This window comes from Streptomyces sp. NPDC005898 (genome assembly GCF_040629635.1).
Lineage (GTDB): Bacteria > Actinomycetota > Actinomycetes > Streptomycetales > Streptomycetaceae > Streptomyces.
In genome coordinates, this window is record NZ_JBEXWC010000012.1 from 41,521 (window position 1) to 63,783 (window position 22,263).

At 73.5% G+C, this 22,263-nt stretch carries 21 protein-coding genes and 1 pseudogene; 9 read left to right on the forward strand and 13 right to left on the reverse strand.

What is annotated here, in order from left to right:
* Positions 1–96 precede the first annotated feature (96 nt).
* Positions 97–1,908 (reverse strand): ABC-F family ATP-binding cassette domain-containing protein, encoded by a 1,812-nt coding sequence (locus tag ABZ385_RS18080; protein WP_358579581.1) that lies wholly within the window; start codon positions 1,906–1,908, stop codon positions 97–99.
* Between the two features lie 169 nt (positions 1,909–2,077).
* Between ABZ385_RS18080 and ABZ385_RS18085 the strand changes: the two genes are divergently transcribed.
* Positions 2,078–2,671: a Uma2 family endonuclease gene (locus tag ABZ385_RS18085; protein ID WP_358912131.1), complete on the forward strand. Its 594-nt coding sequence runs from the start codon at positions 2,078–2,080 to the stop codon at positions 2,669–2,671.
* On the opposite strand, the gene ABZ385_RS18090 is transcribed toward ABZ385_RS18085, so the two are convergent.
* The 7 genes from ABZ385_RS18090 to rsmI form a co-directional block, all read right to left on the reverse strand.
* Positions 2,649–4,004, reverse strand: coding sequence for an acyltransferase (locus ABZ385_RS18090; protein ID WP_358912133.1), 1,356 nt, complete (start codon positions 4,002–4,004; stop codon positions 2,649–2,651). The two genes, ABZ385_RS18085 and ABZ385_RS18090, sit on opposite strands and share 23 nt — an antisense overlap.
* Positions 4,005–4,113: 109 nt before the next feature.
* Positions 4,114–5,007 carry a 4-(cytidine 5'-diphospho)-2-C-methyl-D-erythritol kinase gene (locus ABZ385_RS18095; protein ID WP_358912135.1) on the reverse strand — a complete coding sequence of 298 codons (894 nt, stop codon included), beginning with the start codon at positions 5,005–5,007 and terminating at the stop codon, positions 4,114–4,116.
* A complete protein-coding gene (rsmA, locus tag ABZ385_RS18100) occupies positions 5,004–5,870 on the reverse strand; it encodes a 16S rRNA (adenine(1518)-N(6)/adenine(1519)-N(6))-dimethyltransferase RsmA (protein WP_358579590.1) in 867 nt (288 codons plus the stop codon). Before rsmA ends, ABZ385_RS18095 begins: the two co-directional genes overlap by 4 nt.
* 74 nt (positions 5,871–5,944) lie before the next feature.
* On the reverse strand, positions 5,945–7,282 hold the full coding sequence (locus ABZ385_RS18105; protein WP_358912137.1) for a ubiquitin-like domain-containing protein: 1,338 nt from the start codon (positions 7,280–7,282) through the stop codon (positions 5,945–5,947).
* A gap of 98 nt (positions 7,283–7,380) precedes the next feature.
* Complete coding sequence (locus ABZ385_RS18110) at positions 7,381–8,256, reverse strand: TatD family hydrolase (protein WP_358579596.1); 876 nt, start codon at positions 8,254–8,256, stop codon at positions 7,381–7,383.
* A gap of 38 nt (positions 8,257–8,294) precedes the next feature.
* Positions 8,295–8,702, reverse strand: coding sequence for a hypothetical protein (locus ABZ385_RS18115; protein ID WP_358912139.1), 408 nt, complete (start codon positions 8,700–8,702; stop codon positions 8,295–8,297).
* Between the two features lie 171 nt (positions 8,703–8,873).
* Positions 8,874–9,770, reverse strand: coding sequence for a 16S rRNA (cytidine(1402)-2'-O)-methyltransferase (rsmI, locus tag ABZ385_RS18120; RefSeq protein WP_358579601.1), 897 nt, complete (start codon positions 9,768–9,770; stop codon positions 8,874–8,876).
* 62 nt (positions 9,771–9,832) lie between these two features.
* Here rsmI and ABZ385_RS18125 point away from each other — a divergent pair, with 62 nt between their 5' ends.
* The 5 genes from ABZ385_RS18125 (at position 9,833) to ABZ385_RS18145 (ending at position 16,868) form a co-directional block, all read left to right on the forward strand.
* Positions 9,833–11,572 (forward strand): phospholipid carrier-dependent glycosyltransferase, encoded by a 1,740-nt coding sequence (locus ABZ385_RS18125; RefSeq protein ID WP_358912141.1) that lies wholly within the window; start codon positions 9,833–9,835, stop codon positions 11,570–11,572.
* 120 nt (positions 11,573–11,692) lie between these two features.
* Entirely contained in the window at positions 11,693–13,324 is a 1,632-nt protein-coding gene (locus ABZ385_RS18130) for a penicillin-binding transpeptidase domain-containing protein (protein ID WP_358912143.1), read from the forward strand.
* A gap of 212 nt (positions 13,325–13,536) precedes the next feature.
* Entirely contained in the window at positions 13,537–15,297 is a 1,761-nt protein-coding gene (locus tag ABZ385_RS18135) for a penicillin-binding transpeptidase domain-containing protein (RefSeq protein WP_358912145.1), read from the forward strand.
* 156 nt (positions 15,298–15,453) lie between these two features.
* A complete protein-coding gene (locus tag ABZ385_RS18140; protein ID WP_358912147.1) occupies positions 15,454–16,020 on the forward strand; it encodes a YbaK/EbsC family protein in 567 nt (188 codons plus the stop codon).
* Positions 16,017–16,868, forward strand: a complete 852-nt coding sequence (locus ABZ385_RS18145; RefSeq protein WP_358579610.1) for a DMT family transporter — start codon at positions 16,017–16,019, stop codon at positions 16,866–16,868. The genes ABZ385_RS18140 and ABZ385_RS18145 overlap by 4 nt, the downstream gene beginning before the upstream one ends.
* Before the next feature lie 30 nt (positions 16,869–16,898).
* Here the strand turns inward: ABZ385_RS18145 and ABZ385_RS18150 are convergent, their stop codons facing one another.
* The gene (locus ABZ385_RS18150; protein WP_358912149.1) at positions 16,899–17,273 is read right to left on the reverse strand and encodes a UDP binding domain-containing protein; all 375 of its coding nucleotides are present in this window, start codon (positions 17,271–17,273) and stop codon (positions 16,899–16,901) included.
* Between the two features lie 19 nt (positions 17,274–17,292).
* A pseudogene (locus ABZ385_RS18155) lies at positions 17,293–17,613 on the reverse strand (asparagine synthetase B); the annotation flags it as partial.
* A 122-nt stretch (positions 17,614–17,735) separates the two neighbouring features.
* Between ABZ385_RS18155 and ABZ385_RS18160 the strand changes: the two are divergent.
* Entirely contained in the window at positions 17,736–19,133 is a 1,398-nt protein-coding gene (locus ABZ385_RS18160) for a sporulation protein (RefSeq protein WP_358912151.1), read from the forward strand.
* Between the two features lie 11 nt (positions 19,134–19,144).
* On the opposite strand, the gene ABZ385_RS18165 is transcribed toward ABZ385_RS18160, so the two are convergent.
* Together ABZ385_RS18165 and ABZ385_RS18170 are read right to left on the reverse strand one after the other, a co-directional pair.
* Positions 19,145–19,816, reverse strand: a complete 672-nt coding sequence (locus tag ABZ385_RS18165) for a permease prefix domain 1-containing protein (RefSeq protein WP_358912153.1) — start codon at positions 19,814–19,816, stop codon at positions 19,145–19,147.
* Positions 19,813–20,154, reverse strand: coding sequence for a helix-turn-helix transcriptional regulator (locus ABZ385_RS18170; RefSeq protein ID WP_358701544.1), 342 nt, complete (start codon positions 20,152–20,154; stop codon positions 19,813–19,815). Before ABZ385_RS18170 ends, ABZ385_RS18165 begins: the two co-directional genes overlap by 4 nt.
* 81 nt (positions 20,155–20,235) lie before the next feature.
* Between ABZ385_RS18170 and ABZ385_RS18175 the strand changes: the two genes are divergently transcribed.
* Entirely contained in the window at positions 20,236–20,754 is a 519-nt protein-coding gene (locus ABZ385_RS18175; RefSeq protein WP_358912155.1) for a hypothetical protein, read from the forward strand.
* Positions 20,751–21,020 carry a hypothetical protein gene (locus ABZ385_RS18180; RefSeq protein ID WP_358579630.1) on the forward strand — a complete coding sequence of 90 codons (270 nt, stop codon included), beginning with the start codon at positions 20,751–20,753 and terminating at the stop codon, positions 21,018–21,020. The genes ABZ385_RS18175 and ABZ385_RS18180 overlap by 4 nt, the downstream gene beginning before the upstream one ends.
* A 34-nt stretch (positions 21,021–21,054) precedes the next feature.
* Here the strand turns inward: ABZ385_RS18180 and ABZ385_RS18185 are convergent, their stop codons facing one another.
* Positions 21,055–22,248, reverse strand: a complete 1,194-nt coding sequence (locus ABZ385_RS18185) for a serine hydrolase domain-containing protein (RefSeq protein WP_358912157.1) — start codon at positions 22,246–22,248, stop codon at positions 21,055–21,057.
* Positions 22,249–22,263: the final 15 nt, after the last annotated feature.

Below are 22,263 nucleotides of genomic sequence, written 5' to 3' on the forward strand. Positions count from 1 at the left end.
TCACCCTGAACCCGTTCGAGACGGGGCCGGTCCAGCCCCTGTTCCCAAGGGAGGACCGGCCCGTGATGCGTCCGTTACGCGAGCCGCACGGAAGCTCTACGCATCCTCCGCCAGCTCCAACCAGCGCATCTCCAACGCCTCGCGCTCGCCCGCGAGTTCGCGCAGTTCGCCGTCCAATTTGGCCACCTTCTCGAAGTCCGTGGCGTTATCGGCGATTTGCGTGTGCAGCTTGGTCTCCTTCTCGGAGAGCTTGTCCAGCTGCCGCTCGATCTTCTGCAGTTCCTTCTTCGCCGCGCGGGCGTCGGCGGCGGAGACACCCTTCGGCGCGCTCTGCGCGGAGGCGGGCGCCGGCACCGGGGCGGGGGCGGCCTCGGTCATCCGCCGGCGCCGCTCCAGGTACTCCTCGATGCCGCGCGGCAGCATCCGCATGCTCGCGTCGCCGAGGAGCGCGAACACCTTGTCCGTCGTCCGCTCCACGAAGAACCGGTCGTGGGAGATGACGACCATGGAGCCCGGCCATCCGTCGAGCACGTCCTCGAGCTGCGTCAGCGTCTCGATGTCGAGGTCGTTGGTCGGCTCGTCCAGGAAGAGGACGTTCGGCTCGTCCATCAGCAGCCGCAGCAGTTGCAGCCTGCGCCGCTCGCCGCCGGAGAGGTCGCCGACCGGCGTCCACTGCTTCTCCTTGTTGAACCCGAACGTCTCGCAGAGCTGCCCGGCGGTCATCTCCCGGCCCTTGCCGAGGTCGACGCGCTCGCGCACCTGCTGCACCGCTTCGAGGACCCGCAGGGTCGGCTTCAGCTCGGCGACCTCCTGCGAGAGGTAGGCCAGCTTCACCGTCCTGCCCACGACGATCTTCCCGGCCACGGGCTGGACGTCGCCCTGGCTGCGGGCGGCGTCGGCCATGGCCCGCAGCAGGGAGGTCTTGCCCGCGCCGTTCACCCCGACCAGGCCGATGCGGTCGCCGGGGCCGAGCTGCCAGGTCAGGTGCTTGAGCAGCAGCTTCGGTCCGGCCTGGACGGAGACGTCCTCCAGGTCGAAGACGGTCTTGCCGAGCCGCGTCGTCGCGAACTTCATCAGCTCGCTGGTGTCGCGCGGCGGCGGTACGTCCGCGATCAGTTCATTGGCGGCCTCGATGCGGAACTTGGGCTTGCTGGTGCGGGCCGGGGCGCCGCGGCGCAGCCAGGCCAGCTCCTTGCGCATCAGGTTCTGCCGCTTGCTCTCCTCGGTGGCGGCGATGCGCTCACGCTCCGCGCGGGCGAAGACGTAGTCGGAGTAGCCGCCCTCGTACTCGAAGACGGAGCCCTTCTGCACGTCCCACATGCGGGTGCACACCTGGTCCAGGAACCACCGGTCGTGCGTGACGCAGACCAGCGCCGAGCGGCGGGTGCGCAGGTGCTCGGCCAGCCACGAGATGCCCTCCACGTCGAGGTGGTTGGTCGGCTCGTCGAGGACGATCAGGTCCTGCTCGGCGATGAGCAGCTTGGCCAGCGCGATGCGGCGCCGCTCGCCGCCGGAGAGCGGGCCGATGACGGTGTCCAGGCCCTGCGGGAAGCCGGCCAGGTCGAGCCCGCCGAACAGGCCGGTCAGCACGTCCCTGATCTTGGCGCTGCCCGCCCACTCGTGGTCGGCGAGATCGCCGATGACCTCGTGCCGGACGGTGGCGGCCGGGTCCAGCGAGTCGTGCTGGGTCAGCACGCCGAGCCGCAGCCCGCCGTTGTGCGTGACGCGGCCGGTGTCGGCGTCCTCCAGCTTGGCGAGCATCCGGATCAGGGTGGTCTTCCCGTCGCCGTTGCGCCCGACGACGCCGATCCGGTCCCCCTCGGACACGCCGAGTGAGACGCCGTCGAGCAGGGCACGGGTGCCGTACACCTTGCTGACTGCCTCGACATTGACCAGATTGACGGCCATTTCTCTCCTGACAGGGGGGATCGATCGACTCTCCAGCGTAGTCGCCTCCTGAGGTCGGACCGCCGGGCACATACGGGTACCGACTCGCTCACTCTTTGTGATGACGGATGCGGAATGCGGCGGCTACGGTGGGAGGGCAGGCCGAAGAATCCCGTCCATGGGAGGAACCATGACCGCCGAGTCCGTTGAGCAGCGCGGGCGCTGGCCGGTGCCGCCGCCGACCGGCTACTCCGTGGACGACCTGTTCACGCTGCCCGATCTCCCGCCGCACACTGAGCTCATCGACGGGAGCCTGATCTTCGTGAGTCCGCAGAGCTACCTCCATCTCTTGTCGATCAAGCTCCTGGAGCGCGGTCTCGAGCAGACCCTGCCGACGGAGTTGAAGGTCGTACGCGAGATGAACGTAGTGATCGACCAGCACAACGCCCCTGAACCCGACCTCATCGTGGTCCGTGCCTGCGCCATCACCGATGACCGTCTGAGCCGCTTCCCGGTGCGGGACGTGCTCTTGGCCGTCGAGGTCGTCTCCCCGGAATCGGAGTCCCGCGACCGCACGACCAAGCCCCAGAAGTACGCCACGGCCGGGATCCCGAACTTCTGGCGCGTCGAACAGAGCGGGACCGGCCGTAGGCCCGTCATCCACGTCTACGAACTCGACCAGGTGACCAACGCGTACGTCCACGTGGGCATCCACCGCGACCAGATCAAGGTCAGCGAGCCCTACGACATCGACATCGACCTCACCGCCATCGACGTGCTCTGACCGGGCCTCCCGCCCGCTCCACCAGCAGCCACCCCGCCAGGGCCATCGCCACCGCCGCCGGTGCCGTGACGTGGACGGCGATCAGCATCGCCGTACGTCCCTCCAGCAGGCCCCCGAAGCCGACCATCGACAGGCCGAGCACCCCGAACAGGCAGAGCGTGACGCCGAGGGCCGCCGTCGGGCCCGAGGCCGCTCGCGGCAGGGCCTGTTGCCGCGCCGGCGCCGGGCGTTCGAAGCGGCGGAAGGCCGCCACCAGCGCCGCCGTCAGGGCCGCCGCCGCCGCGAGCCGCAGCGGCACCTGCGCCCACCACGCGGCGCTCGCGGGCTCCGGGAGCGGGACGTCGAGGGCGAGCAGCAGGCCGTAGACCCCGAGCATCGCCGTGAGGTGCCACAGGAACGCCGTCATGGAGACGCCGTTGGCCGCCACCACGCCGCGCCACACGCGGGGCCGGGTCAGCCACCGCGTCGCCGGGGCGCGCAGCAGTTCGACCGCGCCGACCAGCCACAGGCCGTGGCAGAGCAGGGCGAAGGTGGGCGGTGCCATGTTGGAGACGCGCTCGCCGGGCATGCCGACCATGGAGAGCGGATACGGGCCGAGGGCCACCAGCAGGGCGGCGCCCACCAGGCCGGCGCCCGCGAGGACGTACGGCATCCGCAGCCTGCCGTCCGCGCGCAGGAAACCGAGCTGGTGCACGGCGAGCCAGACGAAGGCGAAGTTCAGGAACGCGACGTAGGGGACGCCGAACGCGAACCGCGCCACGTCCACCGCGCCCGCCGCCGCCACGAGCGCGCCGAACGCGCCCCAGCCCCACCGCTCGTGCAGCCGCAGCAGGGGCGGGGTGCAGGCGACCATCGCCAGGTAGACGCCGATGAACCACAGCGGCTGGGCGACGAGGCGCAGGGCGACGTCGAGCAGTCCGCCGCCTTGGCCGCCCAGTTGCAGGGCCAACGCGAGGGCGCCCCATACGCCTATGAAGACCATGGTGGGCCGCAGCAGCCGCTGGAGCCGGGCCCGCAGGAAGGCCGAGTAGACGGAGCCGCCCCCGGACGCCTCGGCCTTGCGGCGCAGGGAGCGGTACGACAGCGCGTGCGAGAAGCCGCCGACGAAGAAGAACACCGGCATGATCTGCAGCGCCCAGGTGAGCAGTTGCAGCCGGGGTACGACGGCCAGGAGGTTGCCGACCTCGGCGCGGCCGTCGGCGCCGACGGTCACGGCCGCCATCAGCCAGTGCCCGGCGACGACCGTGCCGAGCGAGGCGACCCGCAGCAGGTCGATGTACCGGTCGCGCCCGGCGGGCGTCCCGGCGGCCAGTTCGCGCACGCTTGTTCCCATGGAGCTTGATGCCATGGACGTACGGTCGCGCGCGAGCGGCCCCCGGCATCAGGGTGCCCGTACTCAGATCCGCGGGTGAGTACCTGGGCACGCGGGCGGTGGGCGCCCGTCAGATCGTGCGGGCTCCCTGGGCCGGGGAGGTGGCGACGCGGGCCGTGCGGCAGGTCCCGGAGGCCGTCAGCGCGTCGGCCACCGTGCGTGCGGCGGCGGCGTCGGCCGTGAGGAACGCCGTCGTCGGGCCGGAACCGGAGACCAGCGCGGCCAGGGCGCCCGCCGCCGTGCCGGCCGCGAGGGTGTCGCGCAGCCGGGGGAAGAGGGAGAGCGCCGCGGGCTGGAGGTCGTTGGTGACGGTGGCGGCGAGGGCCTCGGCGTCGCCCTCGCGCAGGGCGTCCAGGAGCGCGGGGGACGCCTTCGGGGCGGGCGCGTCGGGGGTGAGCCGGTCGAACTCGCGGTAGACGGCGGGCGTGGAGAGCCCGCCGTCGGCGACGGCGAAGACCCAGTGGAAGGTGCCGCCGACCTCCAGCGGCGCGAGCCGCTCGCCCCGCCCGGTGCCGAGCGCGGCCCCGCCCACCAGGCTGAACGGCACGTCGCTGCCCAACTCGGCGCACAGGTCGAGCAGTTCGGCGCGGGTGGCGTGCGTGCCCCACAGCGCGTCGCACGCCACGAGCGCGGCGGCGCCGTCCGCGCTGCCGCCCGCCATGCCACCGGCCACGGGGATGTCCTTGGCGATGTGCAGGTGGACGTCGGGCGCGATGCCGTGCCGGGCGGCGAGCAGTTCGGCGGCGCGGGCGGCGAGGTTCGTGCGGTCCAGGGGCACCTGGTCGGACCCGGGGCCCTCGCAGGTCACCCGCAGCTCGTCGGCGGGCGCCGCCGTGACCTCGTCATAGAGGCCGACGGCGAGGAAGACGTTGGCGAGGTCGTGGAAGCCGTCGGGGCGGGCGGGGCCCACCGCGAGCTGGACGTTGACCTTCGCGGGGACCCGCACGGTCACCGCCGCGCTCACGCGCCCGCCCCCTTGTGCTCGGCGACGCGGGCGAACTCCTCGACGGTCAGGGCCTCGCCGCGGGCCTGCGGGGAGATGCCGGCGGCGACCAGCGCGGCCTCCGCGGCGGCCGCGGAACCGGCCCAGCCGGCCAGGGCGGCCCGCAGGGTCTTCCTGCGCTGGGCGAAGGCGGCGTCCACGACCGCGAACACCTCGCGCCGGGAAGCGGTGGTCTTCACCGGTTCGGCGCGGCGCACCAGCGAGACGAGGCCGGAGTCGACGTTCGGGGCGGGCCAGAAGACGTTGCGCCCGATGGACCCGGCGCGCTTGACGTCCGCGTACCAGTTGGCCTTCACGGACGGCACGCCGTACACCTTCGAGCCGGGGGCGGCGGCGAGCCGGTCGGCGACCTCCGCCTGCACCATCACCAGCGTGCGCTCAATGGTCGGGAAGCATTCGAGCATGTGCAGCAGGACGGGCACCGCGACGTTGTACGGGAGGTTCGCGACGAGCGCGGTCGGCGCCGGGCCCGGCAGCTCGCGCACCAGCATCGCGTCGCTGTGCACCAGCGCGAAGGAGTCGGCCTTGTGCGGGAGGCGGGCCCCGATGGTCGCGGGCAGGGCCCCGGCGAGCACGTCGTCGATCTCGACCGCGGTGACGTGGGCCGCGCTCTCCAGGAGCGCCAGGGTCAGCGATCCGAGGCCCGGGCCGACCTCGACGACGACGTCGTCCGGGCCGACCTCCGCGGTGCGGACGATGCGCCGGACGGTGTTGGCGTCGATGACGAAGTTCTGGCCGCGCTGCTTGGTGGGGCGTACGCCCAGGGCGGCGGCCAGTTCGCGGATGTCGGCGGGGCCGAGGAGGGTGCCGTGCTCAGTGCTCACCGCACCAGGTTACGGGGCCCGGCCTCCGGGCCTCCCGCGGCGCCCTGTCCCGCGTCCGGAAGCGACGAAGGGCCTCAGCCGTGCAGGCGGCGGCCGCAGTGGGGCCAGGGGCTCGCGCCCCGCTGGATGTAGAGCTTCTTCGCGCGGAAGGTCTGTTCCGCGGCGGGGGCGTTCTGGGGGCGGCCCGAGCCGCCGAGGGCCTGCCAGGTCCTGGTGTCGAACTGGTAGAGCCCGCCGTAGGTCCCCGAGGGGTCGACCGCCCCCGGACGCCCGCCCGACTCGCAGCGCGCGAGGGCGTCCCAGTCGAGGTGGTCCGCCCCGGCGACGGAGGACGGCCGCGGCTTGGTGCCGACCCGCACGATCCGGTTCAGGGGTTCGCGCACCACCTCGGAGCTGATCCGGCGCGGTCGCTGCTTGACGCCGTTGACGGAGCGCAGCGCGTAGGTGACGCGCCGGGCGCCGGTCCGGCCCGCCCGGGCGACGACCTCCGTGCCCCGGAAGAGCGTCGCGTCCCGCGTCCTCTCCACGGCGAAGGGGATCACCTCCTCGCGCACCTCCTTGGACCCCCTGATCCGCATGACGGTGACGGTCATCCCGTCGCGCGGGAAGCTGCCGGGCGCCACCGAGGTGGTGTCCTGCCCGCGCAGCGTGATCCCGGCCTCCGCGACGGCGTCCCGCACGGTGGCCGCGTTCGTACGGATGGTCCGCTCCCGCCCGTCCGCCATGATCGTGACGGTGCGTTCCGTGCGGACGGCGAGGTCGAGTCCGGCGCGGCCGATGCGCCGGCTCCGCGAGGCCGACAGGTGCGCGCCCTGCGCGCGGACGCCGAGCTGGCGCAGGGCTCCCTCGACGGTGCGGGCCGTGGTCCACACCTCGCGGCGCTCGCCGTCGAGGAGGAGTCTGACGGGTCTGCCGTAGCGTACGGCGATCTCGTCGCCGCTGGTCAGGGCGGTGTCCACGGCGGGTGCGACGAGGTCGTGGGCGCCGACGGCGACGCCTTCGTCGGCGAGGAGCTCACCGACGTCGTCGGCGAAGGTGTGCAGGGTGCGCGGCTCGCCGTCGACGCTGAGCCGCACGGCCTTGTCGTCGGCGACGAACGCGGAGGTGCCGCCCGCGAGGAACGCCACGACGAGCGCCTGCGGCACCAGGCGCCGCAGCGCCTCGCCCCGCTCGGAGACCTGGCGGCGCTCGGGGCCCTGGGGGCCGTCGGAGGCCCGGGGCGCCTTGCGGCGGCGGGCGGCGCGGCGCGCCTCGGCCCGGCCGCCGACGGAGACGACCGTGGCCTGTAGCGGGAGGTCGCCGCTCCCCGCGCCGTCGGGGACGTGGGCCCGGCCGTCCGGCACGGTCGGCTCGTACGAAGGGTCATGGGGCGCTTCGTACGTCTCGTACGTCCCGAACTGCGATGTGCTCACGATGACGCTCCAGAGGTCCGGACCGGGCGGTCAGAACCTAGCGGAGCGGCCGTCACTCTCCAAAGCGGGACGGCTACCCTGTGTCGCGACTTTGTCGGTCAGTAGTCGAAGGCGCGCGCGGTGTTCGCGGCGAGTGCCTCGGCCAGGGCGTCCTCGCCGATGCCGCGGACCTCGGCCATGGCGCGCACCGTGACCGGAATGAGATAGGGCGCGTTGGGCCGTCCGCGATAGGGGGCGGGCGTCAGGAACGGCGCGTCCGTCTCCACGAGGACGAGGTCGAGCGGCGCGACGGCCAGGGCGTCCCGCAGCCCCTGCGCGTTCTTGAAGGTGACGTTGCCGGCGAACGACATGAAGTAGCCGTTCTCCGCGCAGATCCGGGCCATCGCCGCGTCACCGGAGTAGCAGTGGAAGACGGTGCGCTCGGGGGCGCCCTCCTCCTTCAGGACGCGCAGCACGTCCTCGTGGGCCTCGCGGTCGTGGATGACGAGGGCCTTGCCGTGCCGCTTGGCGATCTCGATGTGGGCGCGGAAGGACCGCTCCTGGGCGGCCATGCCCTCGGGCCCGGTGCGGAAGCGGTCCAGGCCGGTCTCGCCGACCCCCTTGACGTGCTCCAGCGCGGCGAGCCGGTCGATCTCGGCGAGCGCCTCGTCCAGCGCGCCGTCACCGCCCGCCGCGCGCTCCCCCTGCCGGGACCAGCCGTCGGGGTCGCCGAGGACGATGCGGGGCGCTTCGTTCGGGTGCAGGGCGACGGTGGCGTGCACCCGCTCGTGCTCGGCCGCGGTACGGGCCGCCCACTGGGACCCCCGCACGTCGCAGCCGACCTGGACGAGCGTGGTGACGCCCACCGACGCGGCCTTGGCGAGGGCTTCCGCCACCGTGCCCGTCTGCATGTCGAGGTGGGTGTGGGAGTCGGCGACCGCCACCCGCAGCGGTTCGGGCAGGGGCGGCGGCGCGTCGGCGTTCTTCGAAGGCATGCCCCGATCCTACGAAGCCGCCCCGTCGGCCTGTCGGCCTAGCGGCCCTTGCGGTGCTGGAAGGGGTGCAGCAGGTCGGACAGGTGCCAGTGGTGCTCCCCCTCGGCCGGTTCGGCGACCGGCTCCACGGGCCCGGCGGGCTTGCCGACGCGGCCGCCCTCGTGCCGGCGCCGCATCGTGTCCAGGATGGAGGACACCTGGCCGGCCCGCATGATGCGCACGACGTGGCCGCCGCAGTTCAGGCAGGTCGGGCGGGACAGGGGCGACGGCACGTGCAGGCCGTCCGCCCGGTACATCACGAATTCCTGGCCGGCGGCGTCCACGTGGTGCTCTATCTCGTACGACTGCTCCCAGCCGTGCCCGCAGCGCATGCAGGCGAAGGCGTACGACTCGTGACCGACATTCAGTGCCGTGCGGGGGTGACCGGTGTCTGCGATCTCACTCATGCCGCTGCTCCTCTTGTCCGAGGGACGGGCACTTGTCCACAGGGCAAGCGCCGTCGTCCCCTGACCAGTGGACGCCTTTGGGGCGGCGAGCGCATCAGACCTGTCGAGCGTTGGAGCCGATTTGGCCTTTCCTTAGGAAAAGGGCCTGGTGCGCGGTTCGCGCTTTGCTTTTCACGATAGTCCTTTGCCCTTCGATGGGCCGCCCCGATCCGCGTTCTTTGCCGCCACGACGGCATCGAAGACCTCCCGCTTGGGCAGGCCCGCCTCGGCGGCGACCGCGGCGATCGCCTCCTTGCGCCGCTCCCCCGCCTCCTCGCGCACGCGCACCCTGCGCACCAGCTCGTCGGGCCCGATCTCGCCGGCGTCCTTCTCGGGGGCGCCCTCCACGACGACGGTGATCTCGCCGCGCACGCCGTCCGCCGCCCACGCGGCGAGGTCCTTCAGCGGACCGCGCCTGACCTCCTCGTACGTCTTGGTCAGCTCGCGGCAGACCGCGGCGCGCCGCTCGTCGCCGAACGCCTCGGCCATCGCGGCGAGCGTGTCGGCGATGCGGTGCGGGGCCTCGAAGTAGACGAGCGTCCTGCGGTCCCCGGCGACCTCCTTCAGCCGCGAGAGCCGCTCGCCGGCCTTGCGGGGCAGGAAGCCCTCGAAGCAGAAGCGGTCCACCGGCAGGCCGGACAGGGCGAGCGCGGTGAGCACGGCGGAGGGGCCCGGCACGGCGGTCACCCTGATGTCCCGCTCCACGGCGGCGGCGACCAGGCGGTAGCCGGGGTCGGAGACGGAGGGCATGCCCGCGTCCGTCACCAGGAGCACGCGGGCGCCGCCCACGAGGGCCTCGACGAGCTCGGGGGTCCGCGCGCTCTCGTTGCCCTCGAAGTACGAGACGACACGGCCGCCGACCTGCACCCCGAGCGCCTGGGTGAGCCGGCGAAGGCGCCGCGTGTCCTCGGCGGCGACGACGTCCGCCGACGCCAGCTCGGCGGCGAGGCGCGGCGGCGCGTCGGCGACATCGCCGATGGGAGTGCCTGCCAACACGAGGGTTCCGGGGGAATCTGCGCTTCCTGTCACGGATCCATCCTCCCAGGGCCCACGGACGGGACTCGTACAGTCTCGTTCCCTACGATGGCGCGGTGACCAGTACCGCGTCTTCCCCGGACACCCGCGAGGGCCAGGCAGCGCAGGAGCGGCGGCCCTCGTGGCAGCGGCGGCTGCGCCGATTCGGCCATGTGGCGCGGCCCGCGGACGACGTCGGGGCGCGGCTGGTCCCCCCGTACACCCGGCCCGGCCCCCGGCTGTGGACGACGCTCGGCCTGTCGGCGGCCGCCGCGGACCGGGTGGTGCGCCGGGCGGCCTGGCTCGGTCCGCTGCTGGTCACCCTGGTCGCCGGGGTGAGCCGGTTCTGGGACCTCGGCAACCCGAAGGCCGTGATATTCGACGAGACGTACTACGCGAAGGACGCCTGGGGGCTCATCCACCGCGGCTACGAGGTCAACTGGCCGGAGAAGATCAACGACGACGTGCTGCGGCAGGGCGGCGACATCGCGATCCCGCACGACGCCTCGTACGTGGTGCATCCGCCGGTCGGCAAGTACGTCATCGGGATCGGCGAATGGCTGTTCGGCTTCGATCCGTTCGGGTGGCGGTTCATGACGGCGGTGCTCGGCACGCTGTCGGTCCTGATGCTGTGCCGGATCGGGCGGCGGCTGCTGCGCTCCACGTTCCTCGGGTGCCTGGCGGGCGCGCTGCTCGCGGTGGACGGCCTGCACTTCGTGATGAGCCGTACCGCGCTGCTCGACCAGGTCCTGATGTTCTTCGTGCTGGCCGCCTTCGGGTGCCTCTTGATCGACCGGGACAAGGCGCGCGAAAGACTCGCGGCGGCGCTGCCCGTCGACGAGGACGGGATCGTGCGGCCCGACGCCCGCGTCGCCGAAACGGTGCGCCTGGGATGGCGGCCGTGGCGGTGGGCGGCCGGTCTCTGCCTCGGGCTCGCCTTCGGCACGAAGTGGAGCGGGCTGTACGTGCTGGTCTTCTTCTGCCTGATGACCGTCCTGTGGGACGTCGGGGCGCGCCGCGTCGCCGGCGCGGTGCGGCCCTACCGGGCGGTGCTGCTGCGGGACGTGCTGCCCGCCTTCGTCTCCACGGTGCCGGTGGCGGTCGTCACGTACGTGCTGTCCTGGCTCGGCTGGATCCTCTCCCCGGCGGACGGCACGGGCGGCTACTACCGCGACTGGGCGGCGACCCAGGGCCGGGGCGGCGGCTGGACGTGGCTGCCGGACTGGGTGCGCAGCCTGTGGCACTACGAGCACGCGGTCTACGAGTTCCACGTGGGCCTGTCCTCGCCGCACACCTACCAGTCCAACCCCTGGAGCTGGCTCGTCGACGGCCGGCCCGTCTCCTACTTCTACGAGTCGCCGCTGCCCGGCAAGGACGGCTGCCCGGCCGGCACCACCGAGAAGTGCGCCCGCGAGGTCCTCGCGCTCGGCACCCCCCTGCTGTGGTGGGTGGCGGGGTGCGCGCTCGTCTACGTCCTGTGGCGGTGGGCGTTCCGCCGCGACTGGCGGGCGGGCGCGATCCTCTGCGGGGTCCTGGCCGGCTATCTGCCCTGGTTCTTCTACCAGGAGCGGACGATCTTCTATTTCTACGCGGTCGTCTTCGTGCCGTTCCTGTGCCTGGCGGTGGCGATGCTCATCGGCGCGATGCTGGGGCCGGCCGGCTCCGGTGAGCGGCGCCGCGTCGCCGGTGCCGCCGCGTCCGGCGTCGTCGTCCTGCTCATCCTGTGGAATTTCATCTACTTCTGGCCCATCTATACCGGCACCGCCATTCCCATCGATTCCTGGCGGTCCCGAATGTGGCTGGACACCTGGGTCTGAGAGGCGGGACACCTTCCGATAACAGCCGTCACGCAATTCCCTTCCTGCCCATAAAGTGCCGGAGGAAAGGCCTTCCCGGGCGACTCCTTGGGGAAGGCTCTCCTGGGGAGGGGGCGCATCGTGCGCAACGGAGCAAAGGCCGCTCTGGTCGGCGGGGTCTTCGCCGTCATGGTGGGAGGCGCCGGGTACGGCGCGTACAACCTGGTGAGCGGGGTCAGCGGTGGCGGCGGTTCCGCGGGGCCCGGCCCCGAGCAGGTGCGGACGGGGCCGCCCACCGGCGGCGAGGTGCGCGACACCGCCCGGCAGTTCCTCACGGCCTGGGCGAAGGGCGACGCCGGGCGGGCCGCCGCGTACACGAACCACGCCGAGGCCGCCCTGAGCGCCCTGACCGGCTACCGCGAGGACGCGCGGCTGACGAAGGTGCGGCTCACCCCGAAGCGGGCGTCCGGCGCGCGCGTGCCGTTCTCCGTGTCGGCCACGGTGTCGTACAAGGGCCGGAGCAAACCTCTCGCCTACGACTCCGAGCTGACCGTCGTACGGGGCGAGACGACCGGCCGCCCGCTCGTCGACTGGTCGGCGGCCGTCCTGCACCCCGCCCTGAAGAAGGGCGACACGCTGGTGACGGGCGAGGCCAAGGCGCCGGCCCTCCAGGCGGTGGACCGCGCGGGCACCGTCCTGCACGCGAAGCAGTACCCCTCACTCGGCCCGCTCCTGGCCGACCTGCGCACGAAGTACGCCAGGACGGCGGGCGGCAGCCCGGGCGTGGAGCTGTACGTGCGACATGCCGACGAGGACGCCGGGACCCGCACGCTGCTCACCCTCGCCAAGGGCAGGCCCGGCAAGCTGCGCACGACGCTCAGCGCGCCCGTGCAGAAGGCGGCGGAGCAAGCGGTGCTGCGCAACGACGACGCGTCGGTGGTCGCGGTCGAGCCGAGCACGGGCGAGGTCCTCGCGGTCGCCAACCACCGCGAGGACGGCTGGAACGCCGCGTTCCTCGGCAAGGTGGCACCCGGCTCCACGATGAAGATCGTCTCGGCGGCGATGTTCCTCGACAAGGGCGTGGCCAAGGCGGACGGGCCCGCGCCCTGCCCGGCCACCGCCACCTGGCAGAGCCAGACCTTCCACAACCTCACGGGCCTCGCGCCCGACGAGTCCGCGACGTTCGCGGAGAGCTTCGCGCGCTCCTGCAACACCGCGTTCGTGAAGCTCGTGGACGAGGGCGGGCTCACCGACGCCTCCCTGACCGAGGAGGCCCGCGACGGCTTCGGCCTCGGCCTCGGCGACTGGAAGGTGGGCGTCCCCTCCTTCGACGGCTCCGTCCCGCCCTCCCCCGGCCCCGAGCGCGCCGCCAACGCCATCGGCCAGGGCACGGTCCAGCTGAACCCGCTGACCATGGCCTCGGTCACGGCGACCGCGATGACGGGCGCCTTCCGGCAGCCGGTGATCGTGCCGAGGTCCCTCGACGACCGCGAACTGGCCACCGCGCGCGGCCTGCCCGCCTCGACCGTGGCCCAGCTGCGCCGGATGATGCGCCGCACGGCGGTCAGCGGCACCGGGGCCCGGGTGATGGCGGGCCTGCCGGGCGACATCGGCGCGAAGACCGGGTCGGCGGAGGTCGGGGGGCAGGCGACGTCCGACAGCTGGTTCACCGGCTACCGGGGCGATGTGGCGGCCGCCGCGATGGTGCAGCGGGGCGGGCACGGCGGCGACGCGGCGGGGCCGATCGTCGCGGAGGTGCTGCGGGTGGGGTGAGGGTGGTGCGGTCCGGGTGCAGGGGGGCGCGGTTGACGCGGTGCGGGTCCGGCGCCCCGGTGGGCCCGGCCGGCGGGGCACGCGCAGGGCAGAGGGCGGCCCCGAACGTCGTACGGCCGGACGAAAAAGTGGTCAAGGGCCTCGCCGTACGCCTCTAAGGTGGCCTTCCGGTGCGGAGCTTGGGGGCTCCCCGGGGAGACTGCGGAGGTTTTGTGGGCAAGCGAAGGCGCGCCGCCGGGCGCAAGGACGGCGGATCACGGGACACGCGGATGCGTCCGGGAGTGCTCGTGGGGGCGGCGGCCGTCGTCCTGTGCGGGGTGGGGGCCGCCGCGTACGCGCTCTCCGGTGGCCCCGGTTCCGGGTCGGGCGACTCGGCCGACGGGAAGCGGGTGGCCTCGGGGCCGCCGACGCCGGCCGAGGTGCGGGACACCGCGCGGGCGTTCCTCACGGCGTGGTCCAAGGGCGACGTGTCCCGGGCCGCCGCGCTGACGGACGACCGAGACGCGGCGCGCGAGGCCCTCACGTCCTACCGCGAGGAGGGCCGCTTCCGGGAGATACGACTGACGCCGGGCAGGCGCTCCGGTACAGATGTGCCCTTCAAGGCGGCCACCGTGGTGGCGTACAAGGGGCAGAGCAAGCCCTTCGCCTACGCGTCCGAGCTGACGGTGGTGCGCCGGAAGAGCGACGGCAGGACGCTGGTCGCCTGGCGCCCCTCGGTCCCGCACCCCGAACTGCGGGCGGGCGACCGGCTGGTCACCGGGGAGGCGGGCGACCCGCCGATCAAGGCGGTGGACCGGGACGGCAAGGAGCTGACGGCGGCGAAGTACCCCTCGCTCGGGACGGTGCTGGACAGCCTGCGCGAGAAGTACGGCAAGAAGGCCGGCGGCCGGGCGGGCGTGGAACTTCGGGTGGTGCGGGCGGACGACGGACCGGCCGGCTCCGCGCGCAAGGGCGCTGCCGCGAACGGGGCCCCGGCCAAGAAGGACGGCGCGAGGCCGAAGAAGGACGACGCGGACTCGACGCCCGACAAGACGCTCCTGACGCTCTCGTCGGGCACCCCGGGGACGCTGCGGACGACGTTCAGCGGTCGGTTGCAGGCCGCGGCGGAACGGGAGACCGCCAAGCGGCAGCGGGCCTCCGTGGTCGTCGTCAAGCCGAGCACCGGTGAGATCCTGGCCGCCGCCAACTCCAACCCCACCGGCTTCAACATGGCCTTCCAGGGCTCCCTGGCGCCCGGCTCCACGATGAAGGTCATCAGCTCCTCCATGCTCCTGGAGAAGAAGCTGGCCGGGGTGGACAAGAAGCATCCGTGCCCCAAGTACGTGACGTACGGCGGCTGGAAGTTCCAGAACGACGACAAGTTCCAGATCAAGAACGGCACGTTCCGGGCGAGTTTCGCGCGCTCCTGCAACACGGCCTTCATCAGCCGCGCCAAGAAGCTGGAGAACGACTCGCTGACCCGGCAGGCGCAGGACGTCTTCGGCCTCGGCCGCGACGACTGGTCGATCGGCGTGCCGTCCTTCGACGGCGCGGTCCCGGTCCAGTCGGACGCCCAGATGGCGGCCTCGCTGATCGGGCAGGGCGGGGTGCGGATGAACCCCCTGAACATGGCGTCGGTCGCGGCGACGGTGAAGTCCGGCAGGTTCCGCCAGCCCTACCTGGTCTCGCCCGACCTCGACGACCGCACGCTCGCGACGGCGCCGCGCAGGATGTCGGGGGCGACGGCCTCGGCGCTGCGGGACCTCATGCGCTACACGGCGGTGGCCGGCACCGCGGCGGAGCCGATGCGGGGCCTTGGCTCCGACGCCGGCGCGAAGACGGGCTCGGCGGAGGTCGACGGCCAGAAGAAGCCGAACGGCTGGTTCACGGCGTACCGGGGCGACCTGGCCTCGGCGGCGGTCGTGCAACAGGGCGGCCACGGCGGGGATTCGGCGGGCCCGCTGGTTCGGGCGATGCTGCTGGCCGGGGGCTGAGCCGGGGGCCGAGGCCCCAGGGCCCCGGGGGCTGCCGTACCGGAGCGGCGGGTCCCAGGGGAAGCTCCGCCGGGTGCCGTACCGGGCCCCTGTCCGGTGTCCGCCATGCGGATACGCGGTCGCATGTCCCGTACACGGACCGCTAGCGTGCCGCGCATGAGCACTTCTGAACGCGCCGCGTCCGCAGAGCCCGACGGCACCGGGGGCGCCGCCCCGGCCGGGTCCGTGGAGCCGGCCGAGTCCGCCGCCCACCCCCGTTTCGCCGCCGCCCTGCGTGAGCTGGGCCTGGCCGAGGTGGTCGGCCGGGCCCGCCGCTTCCCGGAGCAGACCCGTACCGCGCAGGAGGCGGCGGACGCGATCGGCTGCGAACTGAGCCAGATCTGCAAGTCGCTGATCTTCGCGGCGGACGGCGTGCCGGTCCTGGTCCTGATGGACGGCGCGTCCCGGGTCGACGTGGAGCTGGTGCGGCGGGAGTTGGGCGCGGAGAAGGTCACGCGGGCCAAGGCGGACGTGGTCCGGGAGACCACCGGTTACGCGATCGGCGGGGTGCCGCCCTTCGGCCACGCCACCAGGACCCGCGTCCTCGCCGACCGCTCGCTCCTCGCCCACGACGTGGTGTGGGCGGCGGCGGGCACCCCCTACGCCGTCTTCCCCATGGACCCCGAGTCGCTGATCGCCCACGCGGGCGGCACCCCGGTGGACGTGCGCGAGACCGCGCGGTGACCCCGCTGGTCGCGGCGGCGGTCCTGCTCGCCGCCGTCACGCACGCCGCCTGGAACGCGATCGCCCACCACATCACGGACAAGCTGGTCGGCTTCACGCTCATCGCCGGCGGCGGCACGCTGATCGGCCTGCTGCTGGCCCCCTTCGTGGCGCTCCCCGCGGCGGGGGCCTGGCCCTACCTGGTCCTCTCCGCCCTCCTGCACGTGGGTTACTACGCCCTGCTCATGCGGTCGTTCAAGCTCGGCGACTTCGGCCAGGCGTACCCCATCGCGCGTGGCACGGCGCCGCTGGTGGTGACGGTCCTCGCGGCGGTGTTCGCGGGCGAGACCCCGGACGGCCGGCAGGCGGCGGGCGTAGCCGTGTCGTGCGCGGGCCTGACGTGCCTCGCCCTGTGGGGCATACGGGGCTCGGGGCGCCGCCCGGACTGGCCGGCGATCGGCGCGGCCCTCGCGACGGGCGTCTCCATCGCGGCGTACACGGTGGTGGACGGCCTCGGCGTGCGCGCCTCCGGCTCCTCGATGGGTTACATCGCGTGGCTGATGATCCTGGAGGGCCTCGCGATCCCGCTCTACGCGGCGTACCGCTGGCGCGGCGAACTCCCCGCGAGACTCCGCCCGTTCGCGGCGGTGGGCCTGCTCGGCGCGGCCCTGTCGGTCTCGGCGTACGGCCTGGTCCTGTGGGCCCAGACCAAGGCGGCCCTGGCCCCGGTCTCGGCCCTGCGGGAGTCCTCGATCATCGTCGGCGCGGCGATAGGCGCGATCTTCTTCAAGGAACGCTTCGGCACACCGAGGCTGGTCGCGGCGGGGCTGATGGTGGCGGGGATCGGGTTGATGCTGCACGCGGGGTAGGCGGCGACGGGCCTGTCATCGGTCCGTGGCTCAGGGGCAACCGAGCGCGCGGAAGTTCCAGCCGGCCTCGCGCCAGGCGACCGGGTCGAGGGTGCCCCGGCCGTCGATCACGTTCGGCACCGAGACGCCGGCCGCGAGCCGACGCGGGTCCACGAGGGAGAACTGCGGCCATTCGGTCAGATGCAGCAGCAGGTCGGCGTCCTGCACGGCGATGACGGGGTCGGCGACGAAGTCGAGTTCCGGACACGTCTTGCGCGCGTTGTCCAGAGCCTTCGGGTCGCTGACGGTGACCTCGGCACCGAGCTCGTGGTGCGAGCAGTTGGATGCCCTGGAAGGGGGTGTCGACGCCGGTCGGTGTCTCGATCGCCCGCATCTCCGGCCGCAGCACCAGCGGTGCGCTGCCATAGCCGGTCAGGGTGGTGACCTCGGAGGCGAACGCGAGCCGACCGCCGTCCAGGCGCCAGTAGAGGGGCTTCTCGCCGAGCCGGTCTCGCGCCAGGAACAGCGTCCCGGCCCGCGGGTCGTGGACAGCGAGGGCGAACATGCCGTCCAGACCGTCCAGGCAGGACGGTCCGAACCTGACCCAGGCCCGCAGCAGGAAGTGCGCGTCGGTCTCACGGGCAGCGAGCGGAATGCCCCAGGCCTTCGCCTGATGCCGGTAGTTGTAGATCTCGCCGTTGAAGGCCAGCAGCACCCCGGACACGCCGTCGAGATAGGGGTCGGGTTCCGCCTCCGGGTCGACGATCGCCGAGGACGGAGGGAGGGCTCACAAGGGGGCTCACATCTCGCGACCACGGTTCGCGGCCCCGCCAGGAGGAATAGGGTCGGTGGCCCGTCCATGGTGAGTCACCGGCAAGGGAGCAGGTCATGGCATCGGTCGCCCGACGGCCCCGTCCGCCCAACGTGGAGCTGGCCCGGATCATCGAAGCCAGTGGCGCGAGCCACAAGTCCCTGGCTCTGCGCGTCAATCAGCTCGCCCGGGCCGCCGGGGTGGAGACCGATTACTCGCACACGTCCGTCGCGAACTGGTGCAGACGGGGAATGACACCGAAATGGCCCGTCCCCAAACTGCTGGCACAGGCCGTCGCCGAGAGGCTCGGGCGTCCCGTCGGCCTCTGTGAGATCGGCATGGGCGGCACAGGGGCCGTGGACGCGGACGCGGGGTTGGATTTCCCGCGGGACCCCGTCGATGCCATCCGCGTCGCCACTTCGTTCTGGAGCTCCGTGAACCGCCGCGACTTCCTGGCCGGAGCCGGATCGGCCTTCGCCGCCTCCGCCTTCACCACTCCCGTCACCCGCTGGCTCATCGCCCCCACCGACGACACCGCGGAACGCCGCGGCGGCAGGCAGGTCGGCCGGGCCGACCTCGACGAACTGCGTGAGGCCGCCGACGACGCCCGCCGCTGGGACTCCAGGTTCGGGGGCGGGAACTGGCGGGCCAACTCCCTCACCGACTGTCTCGACCGGAGGGCGACCCCGCTCCTCGAAGGGTCGTTCTCCGACCGGACCGGCCGTGAACTCTTCTCCGTCACCGCCGAGCTGTCCCGCATGGCGGGCTGGACCGCCTTCGACGTCAGCCAGCACGAGGTCGCCCAGCGCCACTTCATCCAGGCCCTTCGGCTCGCCCGCGCCGGCGGCGACGTGCAGTTGGGTTGCTACGTGCTGACCACCATGGCCATGCAGACCCTGATGCGGGGCTTCGCCTCCGAGGCCGTCGACATGGCGCAGGGCGCCTTCAATCGGGCCAAGGGACACGCGACTCCTCGTGTGCTGGCGTTCACCAGACTCATCGAGGCCCGCGCGCACGCCCGCGGAAACGACCCCCGAGCCGCCGCACGGGCTCTGGCCGCCTCGGAGTTCCTCCTCGACCGGGCAGCGGCGGACAGTGGGGACGAACCCGCCTGGATCGACTTCTACCACCACGCCCGCCTGTCCGCGGACGCCGCCGAGATCTTCCGGGACCTGGGGAATCCCAAGGCGGCCCTGGCCTGGAACCAGCGGGCCGCCGCCATGCCGGCCGGCGCGTTCACCCGCTCCGTCGGCATGCGCCTCGCGATCGTCGGGACGGCCCACCTTCAGGCCCGCGACCTCGACCACGGGCTCGAACTCGGCCACCGGTCCGTCGACATTCTCGCCCGCGTCCAGTCGACCCGGGCCAAGGACTACGTCCGCGAGTTCAACGCGGCCCTGGTCCCCTGGAGACGCGAGCCGGCCGTACGCGCGTTCTTCCACCGGACGCGCGAGGAACTCGGCGTCGCGGTCTGAGCCCGTCCACGTCAGCCCGTGGCCGGTTCCGGGAGGTGGGCGCAGTGGCGGCAGGCGCGGGCCGAGGGGGCCAGGGTGGCGTGGGACGCGGCGGCCAGCAGGCCGGCGCAGGTGAGCAGGGGCCAGTCGCCGGTGAGGGCCGCCGCGGCGGTGAGCGCGAGGGTCGCCGCCGCCATGGCCGCGCTGGCGGTCGTGCCGGCCCAGGCGACCACGAGCGGCAGCCGGCGCGGCGTCGGCAGGCGGCGGGCGAGGCTGCCCGTGGCGGCCAGCGCGGCCGCGGCGAGCAGCGCGGCGAGGGTCGCGACGACGGCCAGGTGGACGGCGAGCAGCTGGGCCGTGCGCGGCAGCTGCCAGGCCAGGCCGTGGCCCGCGGTCCTGGCCAGGTACCAGCAGCCGGCCAGGAACGGCGCGGCCAGGGTGACGGCCCGCGCGGTGTGCCGGGCCTGGGCGACGGTCAGTTCCCGCTGGCAGCCGGGCAGGAGTTCGGCGACGGTCCCGAACTCCCGCAGTGCCCGGTGGGCGGCCTCCTCCTCGGACAGTCCGGCGTCGGCGTACGCGGCGGCCGTGTCGGTGAGACCGTCCCGCATCTCCTCGACCAGGCGGGCCTTGGCCTTGGCGGGGCCGTGCAGGGCGGCGGTCAGCTCGGCCACGTACGCCTGGAGGGGCGGGGCAAGGGGGGTCACGTCGCGAGTCCCGTGTTCGGGGCGGGGTTGAGGACCGAGCCGATCGCCGCGGTGAACTCGCTCCAGGCCGCCCGCTCCCCGGCCAGCGTCGCCCGCCCCGCGTCCGTCAACTCGTAGCACCTGCGCCGCCGTTCGCCCGTCGCCTGCCAGCCGCTGCTGAGCAGGCCGAGCCGCTCCAGGCGGTTCAGCGCGGGGTAGATGGTGCCCGTACGCAGCTCCAGCACGCCGCCGCTGCGGCGCTGCACCGCGGCGATGATCGCGTACCCGTGCAGGGGGCCCTGCTCCAGCACGGCCAGCAGCAGTCCGTCGAGGTGCCCGCGCACCGCATCCGCCTTCATGAGTAGGCAGCCTACACAAAGCGACCGTAGGCGGTGTATGTATTGGCAGCCAACGTATATGTTTCCTCCGGAGGCTCCGCCGTGACCAAGCTCCTGCTGTCCGTCCACGTCCTCGTGGCGATCCTCGCCGTGGGGTCGATCACCGTGGCCGCCTCGATGTTCCCGCGCCAGGCGCTGCGGGCGATCGGCGGCGAGGAGGGGCCGAGAGTCGCCGCGCTCCTGCACCGGGTGTGCCGCGGCTACGCGGTCGCGGGCATCGCGGTGCCCGTCTTCGGCATCGCCACCGGGGCCCGCCTCGGCGTGCTCGGCGACGCGTGGCTCATCGCCTCGCTCGCCCTGACCGCCCTCGCGGCGGGCCTGTTGGCGCTGGCCGTCCTGCCGGGCCAGCGCCGCCTGCTCGCGCTGGCGCAGGGCGACGCGCCGGCACAGGGCGGTGCGGGCGCCGCGCCAAGCGGCCCAAGGTACGGGGCCGGGTCCGGGGGCGAGGGGCCCGCGAAGGCCGCCGCCCGGCTGGCGATGCTCACCGGTGTCTTCAACCTGCTCTGGGCGATCGTCGTCGTCCTGATGATCGTCCGCCCCGGCTCCACCACGGGAGCGTGAGTCCCGTGCGCACCCTGCGGATCGCGGCCGCCGCCGAGGCCCTCTCGCTCGTCCTGCTGCTGGCCAACCTGTGCACGGTCCACGCCTCCGCGCTCTCGGCGCTGCTCGGCCCGCTGCACGGCACGGCGTACCTCGTCGTCATCGCCACCACGTGGACCGTGCCGTCGGCCGCCGCGCCCGGGGCCCGGTGGCGCGCCCTGACCCCCGGTGTCGGCGGCCTGCTCGCCCTGCGGCGGATCGAGAGCCGCGCCCCCGCCGGGAACTGACGCCCCTCGTCCCGGTGCGGGCCCCGGAGTCCGGCTACGCGCCGAGCCCCTCGCGCACCGCCCGTACCAACGCCTGGGCCCGCGGGTCCGCGGTGACGCCCTTGCCCATCCCGTTGGTGACGTACCCGAAGGCGGTCCCCGACTCCGGGTCGGCGAAGCCGAGGGCGCCGCCGCGGCCGGGGTGGCCGAAGGAGCCGGGGCCGAGCAGCGGGGAGGCGGCGCCGTGCAGCATGTAGCCGAGGCCGAAGCGGGTGGGGACGACCAGGACGCGGTCGGGGCCCGCGGACTGCTCGGTCCGGGCCGCCTCCATCGTCCGAGGGGCGAACAGCCGGGTGCCGCCGTCGACTTCGCCGATGAGCGCGGCGTAGAAGCGGGCCAGGCCGTCCGCCGTGGCGATGCCGTTGGAGGCGGGCAGGGCGGCCGCCCGGTACAGCGGGTCGTTCTCGTCCGGCGTGGGATCGATCGCCCCGAAGGCGCGGCGGGTGAGCGAGTTCGGATCCGCGTAGGCCGCCGCGACGTTCCGCTTCGGCCGCAGGCGCAGACCGCCCGCCGCGGCAGGCGGTTCGACGCGGCCCATCCGGCCGGCCCGCGCCGCCTCCGTTTCCGGCAGCCCGAGCCACAGGCCGAGGCCGAGCGGCCGGGCGATCTCGGCGGCGATCCACTCCCCGACGGCCTGGCCCGTCACGCGCCGCACCAGTTCGCCGGTGAGCCAGCTGTAGGTCTGCGCGTGGTAGCCGTGGTCCGCGCCGGGCTCCCAGAACGGGGCCTGCGCCGCGACCACCGCCGCCGCGAGGTCGGGGTCGAGCGCCTCGGCCGGGGTCAGCGGCCGGTCCAGGGCGGGTACCGCCGCGCGGTGCGCGAGGACGTGCCGCACCAGGACGCCTTCCTTGCCGCGCGCCTTGAACTGCGGCCAGTACGTGCCGAGCGGCGCGTCCAGGTCCAGCTCACCGCGCTGGTGGAGCAGGAGGAGGGCGGCGGCGGCCACGCCCTTGGTGGCCGAGCGGATGACCTGTGCCGTGCCGGGCTCCCAGGGCGCGTCCCCGGCGGCGAGGTCGCCGTCGACGTCCCGCGTGCCGCCCCACAGGTCCACGACCTTGCGCCCGTGCCGGTAGACGGTGACGGCGGCCCCGCGTTCCCCGCGCTCGGCGAGGTTGCGTGCGAAGGCCTCGCGGACCGCCTCGAAACCGTCGGCGACCGAGCCCCGCACCCCACCCATGACGTCATTCATGTCCAGCCCAACAGC